This window comes from Microcoleus sp. BR0-C5 (assembly GCF_036705045.1).
Classification (GTDB): Bacteria; Cyanobacteriota; Cyanobacteriia; order Cyanobacteriales; family Microcoleaceae; genus Microcoleus.
Genome location: NZ_JAUBTR010000006.1, coordinates 47,201 through 64,650 on the forward strand (window position 1 = coordinate 47,201; position 17,450 = coordinate 64,650).

At 46.2% G+C, this 17,450-nt stretch carries 10 protein-coding genes and 1 pseudogene; 2 read left to right on the forward strand and 9 right to left on the reverse strand.

Annotated features, from left to right (window positions below; translation table 11 throughout):
- Nucleotides 1–667: 667 nt before the first annotated feature.
- Nucleotides 668–1,405, reverse strand: coding sequence for a dephospho-CoA kinase (gene coaE / locus QUB08_RS04600; protein WP_333223665.1), 738 nt, complete (start codon nucleotides 1,403–1,405; stop codon nucleotides 668–670).
- 206 nt (nucleotides 1,406–1,611) lie between these two features.
- Here coaE and QUB08_RS04605 point away from each other — a divergent pair, with 206 nt between their 5' ends.
- On the forward strand, nucleotides 1,612–6,747 hold the full coding sequence (locus QUB08_RS04605; protein WP_333223666.1) for a CHAT domain-containing protein: 5,136 nt from the start codon (nucleotides 1,612–1,614) through the stop codon (nucleotides 6,745–6,747).
- A gap of 94 nt (nucleotides 6,748–6,841) precedes the next feature.
- Here QUB08_RS04605 and QUB08_RS04610 read toward each other — a convergent pair whose 3' ends face one another.
- The 8 genes and pseudogenes from QUB08_RS04610 to cobA form a co-directional block, all read right to left on the reverse strand.
- Entirely contained in the window at nucleotides 6,842–7,474 is a 633-nt protein-coding gene (locus tag QUB08_RS04610; RefSeq protein ID WP_333153162.1) for a restriction endonuclease subunit R, read from the reverse strand.
- A gap of 204 nt (nucleotides 7,475–7,678) precedes the next feature.
- On the reverse strand, nucleotides 7,679–8,257 hold the full coding sequence (locus QUB08_RS04615; protein WP_333223667.1) for a Uma2 family endonuclease: 579 nt from the start codon (nucleotides 8,255–8,257) through the stop codon (nucleotides 7,679–7,681).
- Nucleotides 8,258–8,296: 39 nt separating this feature from the next.
- Nucleotides 8,297–8,875, reverse strand: a pseudogene (locus tag QUB08_RS04620) (Uma2 family endonuclease).
- 215 nt (nucleotides 8,876–9,090) lie between these two features.
- Entirely contained in the window at nucleotides 9,091–10,290 is a 1,200-nt protein-coding gene (locus QUB08_RS04625) for a tetratricopeptide repeat-containing serine protease family protein (RefSeq protein ID WP_333223668.1), read from the reverse strand.
- Between the two features lie 87 nt (nucleotides 10,291–10,377).
- On the reverse strand, nucleotides 10,378–11,580 hold the full coding sequence (locus QUB08_RS04630) for a tetratricopeptide repeat-containing serine protease family protein (protein WP_333223669.1): 1,203 nt from the start codon (nucleotides 11,578–11,580) through the stop codon (nucleotides 10,378–10,380).
- 226 nt (nucleotides 11,581–11,806) lie between these two features.
- On the reverse strand, nucleotides 11,807–12,169 hold the full coding sequence (locus QUB08_RS04635; RefSeq protein WP_333223670.1) for a type II toxin-antitoxin system death-on-curing family toxin: 363 nt from the start codon (nucleotides 12,167–12,169) through the stop codon (nucleotides 11,807–11,809).
- A 16-nt stretch (nucleotides 12,170–12,185) separates the two neighbouring features.
- Nucleotides 12,186–12,377 carry a DUF2281 domain-containing protein gene (locus tag QUB08_RS04640; protein WP_333053201.1) on the reverse strand — a complete coding sequence of 64 codons (192 nt, stop codon included), beginning with the start codon at nucleotides 12,375–12,377 and terminating at the stop codon, nucleotides 12,186–12,188.
- Nucleotides 12,378–12,409: 32 nt separating this feature from the next.
- Nucleotides 12,410–13,996: a uroporphyrinogen-III C-methyltransferase gene (gene cobA / locus QUB08_RS04645; protein WP_333223671.1), complete on the reverse strand. Its 1,587-nt coding sequence runs from the start codon at nucleotides 13,994–13,996 to the stop codon at nucleotides 12,410–12,412.
- Nucleotides 13,997–14,180: 184 nt separating this feature from the next.
- Here cobA and QUB08_RS04650 point away from each other — a divergent pair, with 184 nt between their 5' ends.
- On the forward strand, nucleotides 14,181–17,396 hold the full coding sequence (locus tag QUB08_RS04650) for a glycosyltransferase (protein ID WP_333223672.1): 3,216 nt from the start codon (nucleotides 14,181–14,183) through the stop codon (nucleotides 17,394–17,396).
- The last annotated feature ends 54 nt before the right edge of the window (nucleotides 17,397–17,450 follow it).

Genomic DNA, 17,450 nt, shown 5'->3' on the forward strand with positions numbered 1-17,450 from the left:
CTAAAAGGGTATCGCCCCGGGAATCCTTTTGAAACAGTCTTCCAAGAAAGAAACAAAAACCGCCAATTGTAAAGTTGTACTACTTTTATGATTAACTTGATAATTTATTGAGGTGAAGCGGCAACCCGGGGATTAAAGACACAACAGGAGAGTACCCAGGCGCGCCATCAGCACGTTATACTAATTCTCAAAACTCATGCAACAGTAGCTGTAGGGTGCGTCGCCACCCTTAAATCCTAAAAAAGAGCGACAATCTCCAAGCGACGCACCTTACCTGAAGCGTGAGCGTAAACAAACCAAAAACTCATAATTGTTGCAAGAGTTGGGAGAATTGGTATTACATATAAATATCTTGGTGAATGAGATTCCTTAAAGGGGGCCATGCCTAATTTTTCACATTAACTTCATAAATGGTTGCTATTGTATTTTTAAATAAATTGTGAAGTTTTTATTTTTTCGGATCTTTTCGGATCTTTTCTGATGTTGGTTTGTGACAAGAGCGCTTACGCGCCATTCCGAAGAAGGAGTCGAAAGCGGTTGAGGGAAAAAAGCCCATTTACAAAATCGTGGATTCAATCTCAAATATCAAATCTCAAATCGACTAACTGGCGCGCAGGGATTAAAAAACCTGGTTTGAAAACCGCTATCGCGGAGTCAATCTCAAATATCAAATCTCACAGCGACTGACTTGCACATCTACCTGCTGGAATAGCGAGTCGAGGGTTGACGAGTTGTCCAAAACAGCATCAGCTTGTTGACACTTTTGAGCTAGCGGCAACTGGGCGTTAATGCGGGCATTAGCTCGATCGTAACTCAAGCCGTCTCGCTGCATTAGTCGTTCTAACTGCACTTCGGGTGAACAGTACACTACCCAAATTTCGGTACACAAGTCAGTCATGTTAGCTTCAAACAGCAGCGGCACTACCAAAACCAAAGTCAACGTGTTAGTGGGGGCGCAGAAACCGGAGTTTTTTTCAACAATACTTCGTTCTAGCTTTTGATCGCGGTGAAAAAACCTGGTTTCTTGAGTCTTTGTACCTAAATTCTGTGTGTCCTGGGATACGGGAGTCAATGCAGCTATGCAGCTTTGAGTTTCCTCAACTAATCGGCGGCGCACGTAAGGGTGAATCTGTTGTTCCAACCACTGCCGCTCGTCTGCGTTACAAAAAATAATACTTCCCAACTCTGGCCGATTTAAATTGCCGTCCGGGAGCAAAATACCCGCGCCGTATCGTTTTACAATAGAGTCAAGTATTGGCGAACAGGGGTTCACAGCTTCGCGGGCGAAAATATCGGCATCTAAAATCGGAAATCCACAGACATCTGCCAGATAATTAGATATAGCGGTTTTACCAGTGGCGATGCCCCCAGTTAAACCAATCAGACGGATAATTTGATCGCTCATAATTTTCTCTGTTTAAACGGAACTGTGTTTCGACACTTACTGTCAGTCTTTGCTATGTTGGTGACACAATCAAATTTAGACTTAAATTTTAAGATTTGCGATCGAGAGTTCGCGTTAGGAAGTGTCAGCATTGGGGTGCGATCGACTCTTTTTTACCTAAAATCTCAATTTTAAACTCGAATTAAGGTCTAGACCGAGGCAAACTTATGAATGCTCAACGTGCTGTGCGGTCGATTCTGGCAGCAATTCCCATTGCTGGATTTTTGATATTAGATTTTTTCCCCAACCTGGTTTTCCTCAAAGAAAACAGCAACGGATGGGTACTCGTGGCAATTTATCCCCAATCTCAAATTGCTGCGGCACAATCTATTACTCCAGCCCCAGACGGCACCGGAACCAATGTCACCGCCCCAAATACAGGGTCGCCTCCTCGCTACGACATTAAAGGCGGCACTACCTCCAGAGACGGAGCAAATTTGTTCCACAGTTTTACTCGGTTCGGTCTGAATTCTGGCGAAACTGCCAATTTCATCTCCAACCCAAGCGTTAAAAATATCCTCGGCCGCGTTGTCGGCGGGGACGCTTCCTTAATTAACGGTCTAATTCAAGTTAGCGGCGGCAATTCTAACTTGTTGCTGATGAATCCCGCAGGCATTATCTTCGGAGCAAATGCCAGACTCGATGTGTCCGGGTCTTTTTTTGCTACCACCGCTAGCGGTATCGGTTTTGACGACCGTTGGTTCAACAGTACAGGGGCGAACGACTACGCAGCCCTAGTCGGAACGCCGAATGCTTTTATTTTTGGCCCACAGCCGGCGAGTATTGTCAATGCTGGTAACTTGGCTGTCGGCACCGGGCAAAATTTGACTTTGCTGGGCGGTACGGTCATCAGTACAGGGCAACTTTCAGCCCCAGGCGGTCAAATTACTGTGGCGGCTGTTCCAGGCGAAAATCTGGTGCGGTTCAGTCAAAACGGACTTTTGCTGAGTTTAGAAGTTTCTCCAGCAGCCGGAGTGTCGGGTTCGGAAGCTCTTCCCTTCTCTCCCCTGACTTTACCTCGGCTGCTTTCGGGCCCCGGCGTGGCTAACGCTACGGGTATAACTACGAACGCTCAAGGTGAAGTCGTACTCACAGGCGGCCAAACAGTGCCTGGAGGGGCTGGAAATGCGCTGGTGGCGGGTTCTGCGGACGTGTCTGCCAGGGGGGGCGCGGGAGGAAGCGTCAACGTGTTGGGCGACAAGGTAGGGCTGTTTGGAGCGAAGATTGAGGCTTCGGGGCCCGACGGTGGCGGAACGGTGCGGATCGGGGGAGATTACCGAGGCGAGGGAACTGTGCCGAATGCAACAATGACTTACGTGGATGGCAAAAGTTCGATCGCCGCCAACGCAACTGAATCAGGCAACGGCGGCAATGTTTTTGTCTGGGCTGACAACACAACAGCATTTTTGGGCAGCATCAGCGCTCAGGGCGTTTCTGCAACAACCACCGCAGGTGTTGGGGGGTTTGTGGAAGTTTCGGGCAAGCAAAGATTGATTTTTAACGGTACTGTTGATACCTCTGGGACAAACGGTTTGGGGACTTTGCTGTTAGATCCAGAAAATATTTTAATTACAGATTCTGCCGAAGAGGCGGGCGATGCGGAAATAATTGCCAACAATAATATTTTGGCAACAGGAACGCTACCAGGACAGGAAAACAAATCTGAGCCTTCGCTGACAATTTCGGCTAGAGCTTTGGAAAGTATGTCGGCTACGTCAAATGTGGTTCTCGAAGCGCTCAATGATATTACAATTGCTGATTTGGCGGACAATCAGTTGAGCTTTCAAGCAACTACTGGATCGGTAACATTGAAAGCAGATGCTGATCGCAATGGTGCGGGTGTTTTTTCGATGAATGCGGCCGATACAATTAGCACCGGTGGCGGTGCGATCGCCCTGGAGGGAAGTCAAATTACTGCGGGCAATTTGTCGAGTAACGGCGGAAATATTAGTTTGATTAGTCCGGGTTCCACTGTTGCAAACAACATTTCTTCATCCAATCCCAGCACCGGCAGGAGCGGGAATATTGCGATCGACGGCCTGAACGTAACAGCCCAAAAACTTGATGCCAGCGGCACGGAAGCGACCGGAAATGTAAGTGTGACGGCTCAGAATGTTCTGGGAGTGAGCTTCGTCGCAGCGGGTTCGGGAAACATTACTTTGACTGGTAATGAAATTAATTTCAAAGGTGACAAAAATTCAGTCAGCGGCACTGGCTTTTTGGTAATGCAACCTTGGAGTCCCGGTCAAAATATTGCGATCGGCGGTTCTGGAGATGTTGGCACTAATATTTATTTGAATCTGACGGCAAACGACCTCGGAAGTTTGGAAAATGGGTTTGCTGGAATTACGATCGGCCGCAGCAACGGTATCGGTTCAATTCTGATGGCTAACGATTTCACATTTTACGATCCGCTAATTATTCAATCGCCAGCGGGTTTGGGAACAATCACTACCACAAGTTCCTTGACAGGGGCAGACAATGCCTCAATTACTCTCAAAGCTGACGGCAATATCCGTACCGGAAATATCACTACCAACAATCAGGAAATTAGCATCGTCAGCACAGCGGGCAATGTCACAACCGGTCAGCTACTTACTGGAACTGCCCGCACCATCAACACTTCTGTCAATTCTTCCGAAGATATAGGCAATTCGGTGGGAGATGTTAGCGTTACCGCACAGGGCACGGTGACTGCAGGGGCGATCGACACCAGGGGCGATCGCGCGGGGAATGTGACGCTAACGGGGCGCAATGGAGTCACAGCAGGCGCGATCGAAGCTAGTGGCTCGAAAACACCGGGAAATATTACTTTAACCGGCAACGATATTGACTTGACGGGTGGCAACAATTCGATCGCCAGCAACGGCAATCTGGTGCTGCAACCGGCCGATCCAAGCCAAAATATTATCATTCAAGGTTCTGGCGATACAGAAGCTCTGAACTTGACGGCTGCTGAATTGAACACTTTTCGGAATGGGTTTGCTTCGATCGCGATCGGGCGCGCCGACGGTAGCGGTGTGATTTCGATTCCTTCTGGAACGCCAAATTCAACGCCAGTGGCGGTGACATTTCAAGATCCGACGACGATTCAATCGCCCAATGGCACTGGCGAGATCGTGGGAACAAGTGCGATTGTCGGAACTGATAACGCCACGATCTCTCTGATGGGCGGTACTGTAGCCGTCGGAGACGTTACCTCGACTGCGGGGATTAACATCACTAGCACTCAAGGCAAGTTGACTGCTGGTACAGTTTCATCTCGCTCAAGTTCCGGGGTGGCGGGCCCTATCAATATTCGCAGCGCCGGTGCGGTAGAAACCGGTAACATCGATGCTTTTGGTGCCAGAAGCGGGGGAGATATTTCGATTGCGGCGCCGGGCCGGATCGTTACAGGGGTGATCAACTCGAGTTCGCAATCGGGAAGTGCCGGTTCGAGCCAAATTATCGGGCAGAAAGATGTTGAAGTTGTTTCGATCAAAGCTCGTGGCAATACGGGCGGCGATGTGGCAATCGAGGCTGGGGGAGCGTTTCGGGCTGCGGGAACAGGAACTGCTGCTGAACGCGCCCAGGTCAGCATTTCTACAGACGGGCTGGCTCAATCGGGTTCACAGACGCTGCTGCAAAGCACTTGCTCGTCGGGAACCTGCACGGTGGCGACTGTTGGGACGGGAAACTCCAAGTCGAACACTGCCACCTCCTCAACTGCGATCGGGCCGCTGGCGATCGTGCCGAGTCCGACACCAACTACCAGCGTGGAACTGAAAACTACAGCCAATTCTCAACAAATTGTGACTCAGGTGAGTATCGGCCCTGCAGCGTCGGTGCCCAAGAACACTAACGCAAATGTCTCGCCAGAAGCTGCTGCTGTCTCTTTTGAGGCTCAGTCGAACGAGACTGTGGCCGGCCCGGTACTGCTGTCGCCGTCGGTGTTACAAGACAATTTGGCCCCGCCTGCAGCGACAGAAAACGGTAACTTGCAGGCAACTGCACAGAAGCCGGCGAGTGCGGTAACAGCAGAAAGTATGGGGAATGTGAGGGTTCCTGAGATTTCTCGATCAAGTTCGATGGCGCCGATAAATCCGATCGACGCAGTGCAGCAAAGGGATAGAACTCAGGGCCGGGAATTTGAACGTTACTTTGGGGGCACTGTCACTGAAAAGTCAGTCACGCAGCAAAGTATTCGAGATACTCTCAGCAGCGTCAATCAGTTGACTGGGGTTAAACCCGCCATCCTTTACGTATGGGCAAAAGACAAACATTTAGAACTTGTGTTGTTATTGCCAGACGGCAAAAATGTTTTTAAAAGCGTGCCTGCAAGCCGCGAGACAGTCCTGCAAGTTGCTAAAAAATTCACTAATGCTATCAGAAGTCCCAGGAGATTGAATGCTGTTGATTACAAGGAACCTGCCGAGGAACTTTACCAGTGGTTAATTGCACCGCTGCAACCGGAATTGGAGGCTAACAAGATTGACACCTTGGTGTTTTCGATGGATGTCGGTTTGCGAACTTTGCCTTTGGCTGCTCTTTACGACGGCAAGCAGTTTTTGGTAGAAAAGTATAGTTTGGGGCTGATTCCGAGTTTGAGTTTAACTGATACTCGCTATGCGGATGTTAAGGGTTCTGAAGTGTTAGCGATGGGTGCGTCGAATTTTCCCGCCAAATACGATCAAAATCCTTTGCCTGCGGTGCCGCTGGAAATATCGACAATTGTGGGCAAGATTTGGCCTGGTTCGTCTTTTCTCAATGAAGCTTTTACTTTGGCAAATTTGAAGCAGAAGCGCAATCAACCGCAATACAAAATTATTCATTTAGCTACTCACGGCGATTTTCAGCCTGGGGGGGCCCAAAATTCTTACATTCAGTTTTGGGATACTAAGTTGCGGTTGAATCAGTTGGATCAGTTGAAGTTATCTAACCCGCAGGTGGAGTTGTTGGTTTTGAGTGCGTGTACTACGGCGGTGGGAGACGAACAAGCTGAGTTGGGGTTTGCGGGGTTGGCGGTGCACGCGGGGGTAAAATCGGCTTTGGCGAGTTTGTGGTATGTCAGCGATGTCGCTACTTTGGGGCTGATGACTGAGTTTTACCAGGAGTTGCGTACAGCGCCGATTAAGGCTGAGGCTTTGCGGCAAGCGCAGTTGGCGATGCTGCGGGGTGAAGTGCGGTTGCAAGATGGTTATTTGGTAAGATCGGGCAACAATCAAGCTCTGCCTTTACCGTCGGAGTTGGTCACTAGGGGCGATCGAAATTTCTCGCATCCTTATTATTGGGCAGCTTTTACTATGATCGGTTCGCCGTGGTAATTCTGAAGACAGAAGGAAGAAGGAAGAAGGAAGAAGGAAGATTAATGCCCCATGCCCCATGCCCTGTTTGGCCAATCCCCTGTTTGGCCAATAATTACTGACTAATCACTATTTGACTCAAGCGTTTGAGGATGCGGAGTACATCATGTAAATTATTGGTGCGATTGTTAATTCCAAATAAATCAGATGTGCTATATCGAGGTGATTCTCCTTTCACTAATTTAACAAAGATGAAACTTCCGCCTGTAGCAATCATGCCGTAACTAGGTTTGTCCGGGTTGGGATTTGCCAGCATATAAGCTAAGATTTGCGCCAATCCCGCTTCGATCGAAAATGAAACTCGTTTCGATTCTATTACCATCAGCCACAACTGCTCTTTTAAAACTAAAGTATCAAGGCTGCCTTTGATGATAACGCCTTCATCTTCTTCGTAAATTTCGACGGATTTTTCTGGTTTAATGTAGAAAGGATGCAGATAAAACTCGCCTGCAAATAACAGCGGAGAGACGATCGACAAACTAATGGTTTTTTCCAGCATCGGCGGATACGACCGCATGTTGAAGTAACCCGCTTTAATCTGATCTAGCTGTCGTTTTTGAAAGTCGGTAATTTCTGGTAACTCATCTTGCCATTCTCGGAAAAATTGGTCGTCTGTGACAAGTTGAAGGTCAAAAAGTGTTTTTAATTCTTCTAATGTGACATTTTTAGCTTGAATTGTTTGAACCATAATTCTAGCGCGTTAATTTTATGGGTACTTATAATTTTATCAAATTTCCCGGTAATATGATGTCCCGTCGAGCGATAATAACAAAATTGGTTCGTAGCGAGGACGGAGAGTCCTGACCCAATTCGCTCGGAATTGCATTCCTCACTAGGAAATGGTAACGGTTATTTTATTGAAGATGATATAATAAGTCAAAATTAAATTCTGCTAATTCCAAATTTTTTGCAAATTGAGAACAAATCCCGGCAAAACATTTTCCCCAGAAAGAGTGAGAGGAGATTGTAAAACTTCCACATCTTGATCGGGGCGATAAATTTCAAATTCGCGTTTTTTGCGGTTAATCAGCCAACCCAAACGGCAGCCATTTTCCATATATTCTTGCATTTTTTCCTGAGTCTTTTTCAAGCTGTCCGTTGGGGAGAGAATTTCGACAGCAAAATCGGGACAAAGCGGGATAAATTTTTCTCTTTGTTGAGGTGTCAAAGCTGACCAGCGGGATTTCTCTACCCAAGACGCATCAGGAGATCGATCGGCTTTATTAGGCAGAGTAAATCCTGTGGAGGAATCAAAGGCTTCACCGAGTTGGGTTTGTTCGTTCCAAAGTCCAATCTGTAAGTTAAATTTTGAGTTGCTTCTTCCCGTTTCTCCTCCGGTTGGCGGCATGGCGATTAATTCTCCGTTGGCGCTGCGTTCTAATTTTAAATCGGGGTTTTCTTCGCACAGTTGATAAAACTGTTCGGAAGTTAGTTTAATTATGGAGTTGAGGTTTAAGGTTATAGCACTCATAGCATTTTTTTGAATTTTTAAAACTATTTATAACTCAAATTAATTCCAAATTTTTTGCAAATTTAGAACAAATCCCGGCAAAACATTTTGCCCAGAAAGGGTGAGAGGAGATTGTAAAACTTCTACATCTTGACCGGGGCGATAAATTTCAAGTTCCCGTTTTTTGCGGTTAATCAGCCAACCCAAACGGCAGCCATTTTCCATATATTCTTGCATTTTTTCCTGACTTTTTTTCAAACTGTCGCTGGGCGAGACTAATTCAATGACAAAATCGGGACAAAGCGGGATGAATTTTTCTCTTTGTTCGGGCGTCAAAGCTGACCAGCGGGATTTTTATACCCAAGAAGCATCGGGAGATCGATCGGCTTTATTGGGCAGAGTAAATCCTGTTGAGGAATCAAAGGCTTCACCGAGTTCGGTTTGTTCGTTCCACGTCCAGAGTTGAGCCCCTGCTGTTAAGTTGCGTTTCCCTGTTTCTCCTCCGGTTGGCGGCATGGCGATTAATTCTCCGTTGGCGTTGCGTTCGAGTTTCAAGTCTGGGTTTTCTTCGCACAGTTGATAAAACTGTTCTGAAGTTAGTTTAATTATGGAGTTGAGGTTTAAGGTTATAGCAGTCATGGTTATTTACCTGCTGTTTTTATGAACTACATTAAGAATTAAAAATGGGATTACTCATTTTTAATTCTTAATTAGGAATGAGAATTAAATAACTTAGAATTTTGATGGCTCTTGTGGGATGGGCGTCCCGCCCGTCCAGAAAGGGCGGGCGGGACGCCCAACCCACTTTCAAGAGTGTAAATTATTTAATTCGCGATCCTTATTAACTTCTCATTCTACTGCAATTGCTTGATTCTGTTGAGCGCGTCTTGATAGGCGCTGGTTCTTCCGCCTTGCTTGTAAAGTTCTGCTGCTTTTTGAAAGTCGGCAATTGCTTTCGGTTGGTCTTGGTTATCCAGGTAAGCTAAAGCTCGGTTGTAGTAAGCGTCGGCAAAACCGGGATTGGCTTCGATCGCCCGCGTGTATGCTTGAATAGCAGTGGAACCGCGTGTGGGTTCGGTTTGAGGCAAGCCGGCGGTGATGAAAGTGCGGGCATTACCGATATTAAAATACAATTCAGGGGTATATTTGGGCTTGAAAGCGAGTGCTCTGTTGAAATCCGCGATCGCCTCCAAAGCCTCCGAAGCAGTTCCTTCATCTAAGCGCGAAAGCCCTCGAAAATAATAGGCTTGGGCGTCTTGCGGATTGGCGGTGGATACGGGGCCGCTCGTTGCGGGAGTATTGTCTACTTTCAACTCGGATTTGTTGATTCCCGCCGCCACTAGCTTCGCGATAAATGTATTGATGGGAACTGCTGCGTTAAATCCGGTTTTAATCGGGGCGACTTCGCCGGAACTCGTTTGCGCGAAACCGAATTCCCCTTGTCCGTGTAAACCGATGACTCGGCCGTCGGAGTCAAAAACTGGGCCGCCACTCATGCCGCTCCAAGTTACGGCCTGATACCGCAAAGTGTAACCTTCTGGGCGGTTGCGTGGGCGGCTGGTAACGAGTCCGGGAGAGAGTTCTGGTTCTCTTTCCGCGCCGAAAAGTCCGCCCGTAGCAGGATAGCCGTAAACGAAGATTTGAGTGCCGATGACTGCTAGATCGGAATCGGCGATCGTCGCGACTGGATATTCTTCGGGGCTTTCAAATTTGACTACGGCTAAATCCGGGTCAGTTTCGGCGGTTTGCAAGCGGGTGACGGCAGTTGCTGGATAGTTTTTGCCTTTAGACGTGCGAACGGTGTATTTAACGTCTGCTTTTTCTACGACGTGATTGACTGTTAAAACTGTGTAAGTTTTACCTGTTTTGGCAATAATTACCCCAGAACCGTCTCCGAGGGAACTGTTAATTTGTACTGTCAGCGGCCCGGCAATGCTGGCGACTTCTTGGGGGGTTTTGGCGATCGCACTTTGGCTGATGACTATGGTTAAGGCTGCGGTAGTTCCTGCTAGCAGGGTGGCTAAGGTGTCGTAACGAGAAAAGTTTATATTCATGGCTGTTGGTAATTTGTAGTTGGGTAGGGATAATTTGCGGATTTAGGGCGATCGATCGTTTTAATTCTTAATTCTTAACTTCAAATTCTACTGCAATTGTTTGATTCGGTTGAGCGCGTCTTGATAGGCACTTGTTCTGCCGCCTTGCTTGTAAAGTTCTGCGGCTTTTTGAAAGTCGGCAATTGCTTTGGGTTTGTCTTGTTTTACAAGGTAAGCTAAAGCCCTGTTGTAGTAGGCGTCGGCAAAACCGGGATTGGCTGCGACCGCCTTCGTGTATGCTTCAATAGGGTTTGGATAGCGGCCGTTGTCCAATGCGGGATCGAGTAGGGCGACGTATAAAGTGCGGGCATTACCGATATTAAAATACAATTCAGGGGTATATTTGGGCTTGAAAGCGAGTGCTCTGTTGAAATCCGCGATCGCCTCCAAAGCCTCCGAAGCAGTTCCTTCATCTAAGCGCGAAAGCCCTCGAAAATAATAGGCTTGGGCGTCTTGCGGATTGGCGGTGGATACGGGGCCGCTCGTTGCGGGAGTATTGTCTACTTTCAACTCGGATTTGTTGATTCCCGCCGCCACTAGCTTCGCGATAAATGTATTGATGGGAACTGCTGCGTTAAATCCGGTTTTAATCGGGGCGACTTCGCCGGAACTCGTTTGCGCGAAACCGAATTCCCCTTGTCCGTGTAAACCGATGACTCGGCCGTCGGAGTCAAAAACTGGGCCGCCACTCATGCCGCTCCAAGTTACGGCCTGATACCGCAAAGTGTAACCTTCTGGGCGGTTGCGTGGGCGGCTGGTAACGAGTCCGGGAGAGAGTTCTGGTTCTCTTTCCGCGCCGAAAAGTCCGCCCGTAGCAGGATAGCCGTAAACGAAGATTTGAGTGCCGATGACTGCTAGATCGGAATCGGCGATCGTCGCGACTGGATATTCTTCGGGGCTTTCAAATTTGACTACGGCTAAATCCGGGTCAGTTTCGGCGGTTTGCAAGCGGGTGACGGCAGTTGCTGGATAGTTTTTGCCTTTAGACGTGCGAACGGTGTATTTAACGTCTGCTTTTTCTACGACGTGATTGACTGTTAAAACTGTGTAAGTTTTACCTGTTTTGGCAATAATTACCCCAGAACCGTCTCCGAGGGAACTGTTAATTTGTACTGTCAGCGGCCCGGCAATGCTGGCGACTTCTTGGGGGGTTTTGGCGATCGCACTTTGGCTGATGACTATGGTTAAGGCTGCGGTAGTTCCTGCTAGCAGGGTGGCTAAGGTGTCGTAACGAGAAAAGTTTATATTCATGGCTATTGCTAATTTCTAGTTGGGTAGCGGGATTTGCGGGAGAAAGGGCGATCGGCGGTTGGTGCTATTTTCTGTTTAGTTTTATTACTGATTTGACGCAAAGGATCTCGGCTTTGTTCTTTAGTGATAATTTTACTCGCTTTTTTGTTCCGCGATTCGCTATTTCAATGTAACGTGAGTACGCCGCACCTTACTTAATCTCAACGTAGGCTGCCCAACTTACTTATTAAAACTTAAAAATACCTGACTCGATCTCGGTGGTTAGTTCTTCCTTAGTTATGCTTCCCCGCGCGACTCGCATGACTAAATCATATACTTCATCGTCGGTCAAATTCAGAGCGCAACCATTCAAACGCAAAAAGGTATCTGTCACTGCAAAAGCCGTTCGTTTATTGCCGTCAATAAAGGGATGACTCATCGCTATGTGATAGAGATAGGCTGCAGCTTGTTCGCTAATCGTTGAATGCAAAAATTGACCGCCAAAAGTTGCTTGCGGTTGAGCCAAAGCCGACTCCAACAAGCCTTCATCTCTAACGCCGGGAGTGCCGCCAAACCTCTCTATCTGTCTGGCGTGGATACTTAAAACCATACTTTTGCTGACCAAATTAGGAGTTGGCAAGGCGACGGTAAACCTCCTTTCTTTCGTGTTCGGAATTTAGATATGCCTGCCATGCTTTGGCTTCTAGTTTTTGTTGTTCTTCTTCAGTCTTTAAGGAACGGACAAATTCAAGCACTTTCAGCAGCACGGGTTCTGGTACTTGGTCTAGTTCTTGAAGAAGTTGGTCTTTTGCGGTCATGTTTCTTTCCTCCTAATGATCGTACAACTATTTTACAACCTCGCTTGTGCCCATTGGACGATCGCCTCAGTCAATCCGTCTAAGGTATATTCTTTGGCTTCTACGTCTAACTTACCCAATAATTTCTGGCAGCTTTTGGAAGTTTCCGGGCCGATGGATGCAATGCAAACGTTTTCCAACCAATCCTTAGACAGGGATAAGTCTGGGCTTTTTTCGAGGAGATTGCAAAAGTTATGCACAGTTTTGGAACTGGCAAAGGTTATGATATTTACGGCTTGATTTTGGAGTGCGGATAGGGCGATCGGATCGATGGTTTCGGGACAGCAAGATTGGTAAGCTGGCACTTCTATTACTTGCGCTCCTTGGGCGGTGAATTCTTTAACTAAAACTTCTCTGCCGCCGCTTTCTACTCTCGGAAATAGAATCTTGCAGTTTGTAGGGGCGGTGCCCCCGCGCCCGCCCTGCCAGGGGAAGTTCTCGACTAGGGAATCGGCGACAAAGTTGGGGGGAATAAAGTCTGGTTGTAGAGAGTGCGATCGCAAACTTTCTGCTGTTTTTTTCCCGACAACTGCGATTTTAATGCCAAACAAGCTGCGGGCGTCTTTGCCTTTTGCTTGTAATCGTTGAAAAAAGCAGTCTACAGCGTTGTGGGAAGTGAGAATTAACCAGTGAAAGCTTGACAATTGTGCGATCGCACTGTCTAATGGTTCCCAAGTGGACGGTGGCCCAATTACCAAGGCAGGCATTTCGAGCACGCGGGCTCCTTGTTGCTGGAGTTGATCGCTAAATTCAGCCGACTGAGAAACAGATCGCGTGACTAAAATGGTTTTTCCTGCTAGTGGCAATTGGCTGTTATTAGTGGTGACTGGTGTATCGATCATATTTGTGCTTTCTGGCTGGATTAAATATTCGCGCAATCTAACTACTTCCCCAATTACGATCACGCAAGGCGATAGAGATTGACCTGCTGTTTGCTGTACAATGTTGGAGAGATTTCCCAGCCAAATTTGCTGTTCTGGACGGCCGCAATCTCGGATAATGGCGATCGGAGTTTCTGGCGATCGTCCGTGCTTTTGCAATTGCCAAATTATCTCGCTTAAATTTCGCCCTCCCATCAATATTACCAAAGTTTCTATCTGCACTAATGCTTCCCATTCCAAAGCATCCGGTTCATGGGCGCTCATCACTGCAAAACAGCGGCTCATCACCGGATCTGTGAGGGGAATTCCTGCTAGTAAAGGTGCCGATAGGGCGGAAGAAATTCCGGGTATGACTTCAAACTCGCAGCCCGCTGTGATTAAGGCTTGAATTTCGGAACTGGAACGACCAAAAATAAACGGATCGCCGCTTTTTAAGCGGATTACTTGTTTTCCGACTTGGCAATTTTCTACCAGCAAACGGTTAATTTCTTGCTGCTGGGTGGAAGGTTTCCCGCCGCGTTTGCCGACTTCTATTTTCCGACAAGTTGGTGGGATTAATTCGAGTTGCGGGATGTCGATTAGAGCGTCGTAGATTAAGACTTCGGCTTGGGATAGCAGTTTGTGCGATCGCACTGTCATCAAGTTACAATCTCCGGGCCCCGCACCGACTAAATAAACTTTCCCTTTGTGGTTTTTCACAATTCCTCCTCCGTGCTATACTTTATCTCAGAGTAGTTGGTTAAATATCACATATTTCACCATTCTCAAGAACGGGCAAGATGCCCGTTCCACAAAGAGTGAATTTTCTTGTGGGGTGTGCCGAAGAGCCCGCCCATAAAAAGCTTCTTGAGAATGGTGCAATATCTCAGTTATATTTAATTTTATGCAGATTATCATGATTACGGCCGCCGATGCAAATTACTTTGAATTGGTGCGAGGTACTATTTTATCGGTGCGGGAAAAACCCGAGGGCGAAAATGTGGCGATCGGCTTTTTCGATCTCGGCTGCACTCCCCAACAATTGCAGTGGCTGGAAACACAAGTTAATATCATTCAAAAGCCCGATTGGGACTTTGACTTTCCGGGCAAAAATGAAGCCCCCGAACATTTAAAAGGGCTATTAGTTAGACCTTGTTTGCGAAAATACTTCCCCAATTTTGATATATACCTTTGGATAGATGCGGATGCTTGGGTTCAAGACTGGAGAGCAATTAATTTGTTAGTTGAAGGAGCATCGCGCCGGGGACTGGCAATTGTTCCCGAAGTTCACAGGGCTAGCTTGCAGCAGTACGGACAACTTCCTCAGTTTTGGCAGTGGGTTTATCAACAATACGAAGCTAACTTTGGTGAAGAAGTCGCTAATAAATTATACAGTTATCCGATATTAAATGCCGGAGTTTTCGCCCTCCGAAAAGATGCTTTGCACTGGGAAATATGGGCTGAAAAACTCAATCAAGGATTGCAAAAATCCGGCTGTGTCATGACAGATCAATTTGCCCTAAACCTAGCTGTTTACAGTGGCGAATTGTTCAATCTGACTGAAATGCTACCAGCTTGGTGCAATTGGATATTCAACGGTTTTCCGGTTTGGGACAAGCAGCGAGGCTGTTTTGTGGAGCCGTACTTGCCGCAGGAGGCGATCGGCATTTTGCATTTAGCTGGCCGCCAGCAGTTTGACCGAGTACAATTGATGGCAACTGACGGCGATATACTGGAAATTAGCGTCCGTTATCAACCTAAAATACAGGCAGCAATACCAATATTTCAAGAACTAAAAATGACTTACCAACAACCTGAACTAAGCAAAAATAATTTATTACAACCAGGCGATTATGTTTCCCCAGGGTTCCAAATAATTATACCTGACTCCTATTTCCCCAATATGATTATTGCCGATCCAAATGCGAGTAACTGGCCTTATTTGCGCCGGGAAATTCCGCATAATTGGTATGCAGACAAGCGCTATCCATTCATCGGCTTTTTGAATCGCGACGAAGCGCACATCCTTTACAATACAGCTCTGCAATTCAAAGGTAAAAAAGCCTTAGAAATAGGTTGCTGGCTAGGCTGGTCGGCCTGTCACTTAGCCCTCGCAGGAGTTGAGTTAGATGTCGTAGATCCGCTGTTAGAAAGAGAAGACATCAGACAAAGCGTCATCGATTCAATTCAAGGTGCTCTAAATGCGTCGGGTGTTCAAACATCAGTCGAGCTAATACCCGGCTATAGCCCCCAAAGAGTAGAAGAATATTCCGCTCAATTCAACCGCAAATGGTCGTTAATTTTTATTGACGGAGAACACGGAGGTGATGGGCCGTTAAATGATGCCATTGCGTGTGAAAAATTGGCTGAGGAAGATGCAATAATTTTATTTCACGATTTAACCGCTCCAGATGTTGGTAAAGGTTTAGATTACTTGAAGCAAATGGGATGGCAAACGGTAGTATATCAAACAATGCAAATTATGGGGGCTGCTTGGCGGGGCAATGTTGAGCCAGTAAAACATCAACCAGATCCCAATATTTCCTGGCAGTTTCCAGCACATTTGCATGGTTACAATATTAGCAGTTTAGAGGCAATTAATTCTCAAACAGGCAGCCAAACCAATCAAAACCAACAGTCATCTTATACAAGAGATTTTTACCCATTAATCGGAGAAGGAACTCGCACTTCTGCTAGAGAAATTATTCCCCTGCTGTTAGACTTGCTGCAACCCATTTTACCTAAAAGTGTGGTAGATGTGGGCTGCGGTACGGGAAGTTGGTTAGCTGCGTTTCACAAGTTGGGAATTGCTGATTGTTTGGGAATAGATGGCGATTATGTCGATCGCACTATTTTACAAATTCCTTTAAATCAGTTCCAATCCGCCGATTTAAAGCAACCGCTGCAAATAAACAGAAAGTTTGACTTAGCAATTTCTCTGGAAGTTGCCGAACATTTACCGGCTACCTGTGCCGAAAACTTTGTTAATTCTCTCACTCAACTAGCACCAGTGATTCTGTTTTCTGCTGCGATACCATTTCAAGGAGGCGTCGAACACGTTAACGAACAGTGGCCACAATATTGGGTTTATTACTTTCACAAAAACGGCTATGCAGTTATTGACTGCTTGAGAAAAAAAATATGGAACAATGAAAAAGTCGAGCCTTGGTACGCTCAGAATATCTTGATTTTTGTTAAACAAGAGCACTTGTCGGGATATCCGAGGTTAGTAAATGAGTATCAAAATACCGAGCTGAATCAATTAGCGATCGTCCATCCCAAGATTTATTTTTATAGCTTGCAAGCTGCTCGAAATTCCGCCCAAAAATTACAGTCAGAAAACGTCAAAAAAGTTGCAGCACCACAGTTGGAATATCGGCCTTTAATATCTGTGATTATTCCCTGTTACAATCAAGGTCATTTTTTGTCGCAAGCAGTAACTAGCGTTATCAATCAAACTTACAAAAATTGGGAAATAATCATTGTTAATGATGGCAGCTTAGATACTACTAGCACAGCAGCCAAAAATTTGATAGCAACAAATCCCCAGCATCAAATTAGGCTAATAGAACAAGCTAATCAAGGGATATCAATGGCTAGAAATACTGGCATAGCGTCAGCAAACGGCCAATACATAATGCCCTTAGATGGCGATGATATTTTATCTCCAAATGCCTTGATGTGTCTTTTAGAAATATGTCTAAAATCCAAAGTACCTTGCATAGCATTTGGTTCTTATCAACTTTTTGGCGGCAATGAAAATCACACAATACCCAGTTATGATTTATACTCACCAAAAAATATTAAACAATCTAATATGATTTGCACGTCTTCATTGTATCACAAATCAGTTTGGAATTTGGTCAACGGTTATAAAGCAGAGATGAAAGAAGGTTATGAGGATTGGGAATTTTGGGTTAATTGTCACAAACATAGCATTCCTTTTTTGGGAACGAGAGAAATAGTTCTTAATTATCGTCGCGTTCATGGTTCGAGGAATGAAAAAGCTCAAAGTTACCATCATAAATTGGTAGCACAAATTGTTTATTACAATCCAGAACTATACGATATTGAAAGTGTAAATAGTGCTAACAAACTATTGGAATTAATCGAAAATTAATCTTTTTAAGAATGACTAAAGTCTTTACTACGAACAATTTTCCGAAAGTGTGTA

Bases quoted from the DNA above. Each gene is read 5' to 3' on its own strand.
- coaE (WP_333223665.1), bottom strand. From the start codon at position 1,405: ATGAGCGATCAAATTATCCGTCTGATTGGTTTAACTGGGGGCATCGCC.
- QUB08_RS04605 (WP_333223666.1), top strand. From the start codon at position 1,612: ATGAATGCTCAACGTGCTGTGCGGTCGATTCTGGCAGCAATTCCCATT.
- QUB08_RS04610 (WP_333153162.1), bottom strand. From the start codon at position 7,474: ATGGTTCAAACAATTCAAGCTAAAAATGTCACATTAGAAGAATTAAAA.
- QUB08_RS04615 (WP_333223667.1), bottom strand. From the start codon at position 8,257: ATGAGTGCTATAACCTTAAACCTCAACTCCATAATTAAACTAACTTCC.
- QUB08_RS04625 (WP_333223668.1), bottom strand. From the start codon at position 10,290: ATGAATATAAACTTTTCTCGTTACGACACCTTAGCCACCCTGCTAGCA.
- QUB08_RS04630 (WP_333223669.1), bottom strand. From the start codon at position 11,580: ATGAATATAAACTTTTCTCGTTACGACACCTTAGCCACCCTGCTAGCA.
- QUB08_RS04635 (WP_333223670.1), bottom strand. From the start codon at position 12,169: ATGGTTTTAAGTATCCACGCCAGACAGATAGAGAGGTTTGGCGGCACT.
- QUB08_RS04640 (WP_333053201.1), bottom strand. From the start codon at position 12,377: ATGACCGCAAAAGACCAACTTCTTCAAGAACTAGACCAAGTACCAGAA.
- QUB08_RS04650 (WP_333223672.1), top strand. From the start codon at position 14,181: ATGCAGATTATCATGATTACGGCCGCCGATGCAAATTACTTTGAATTG.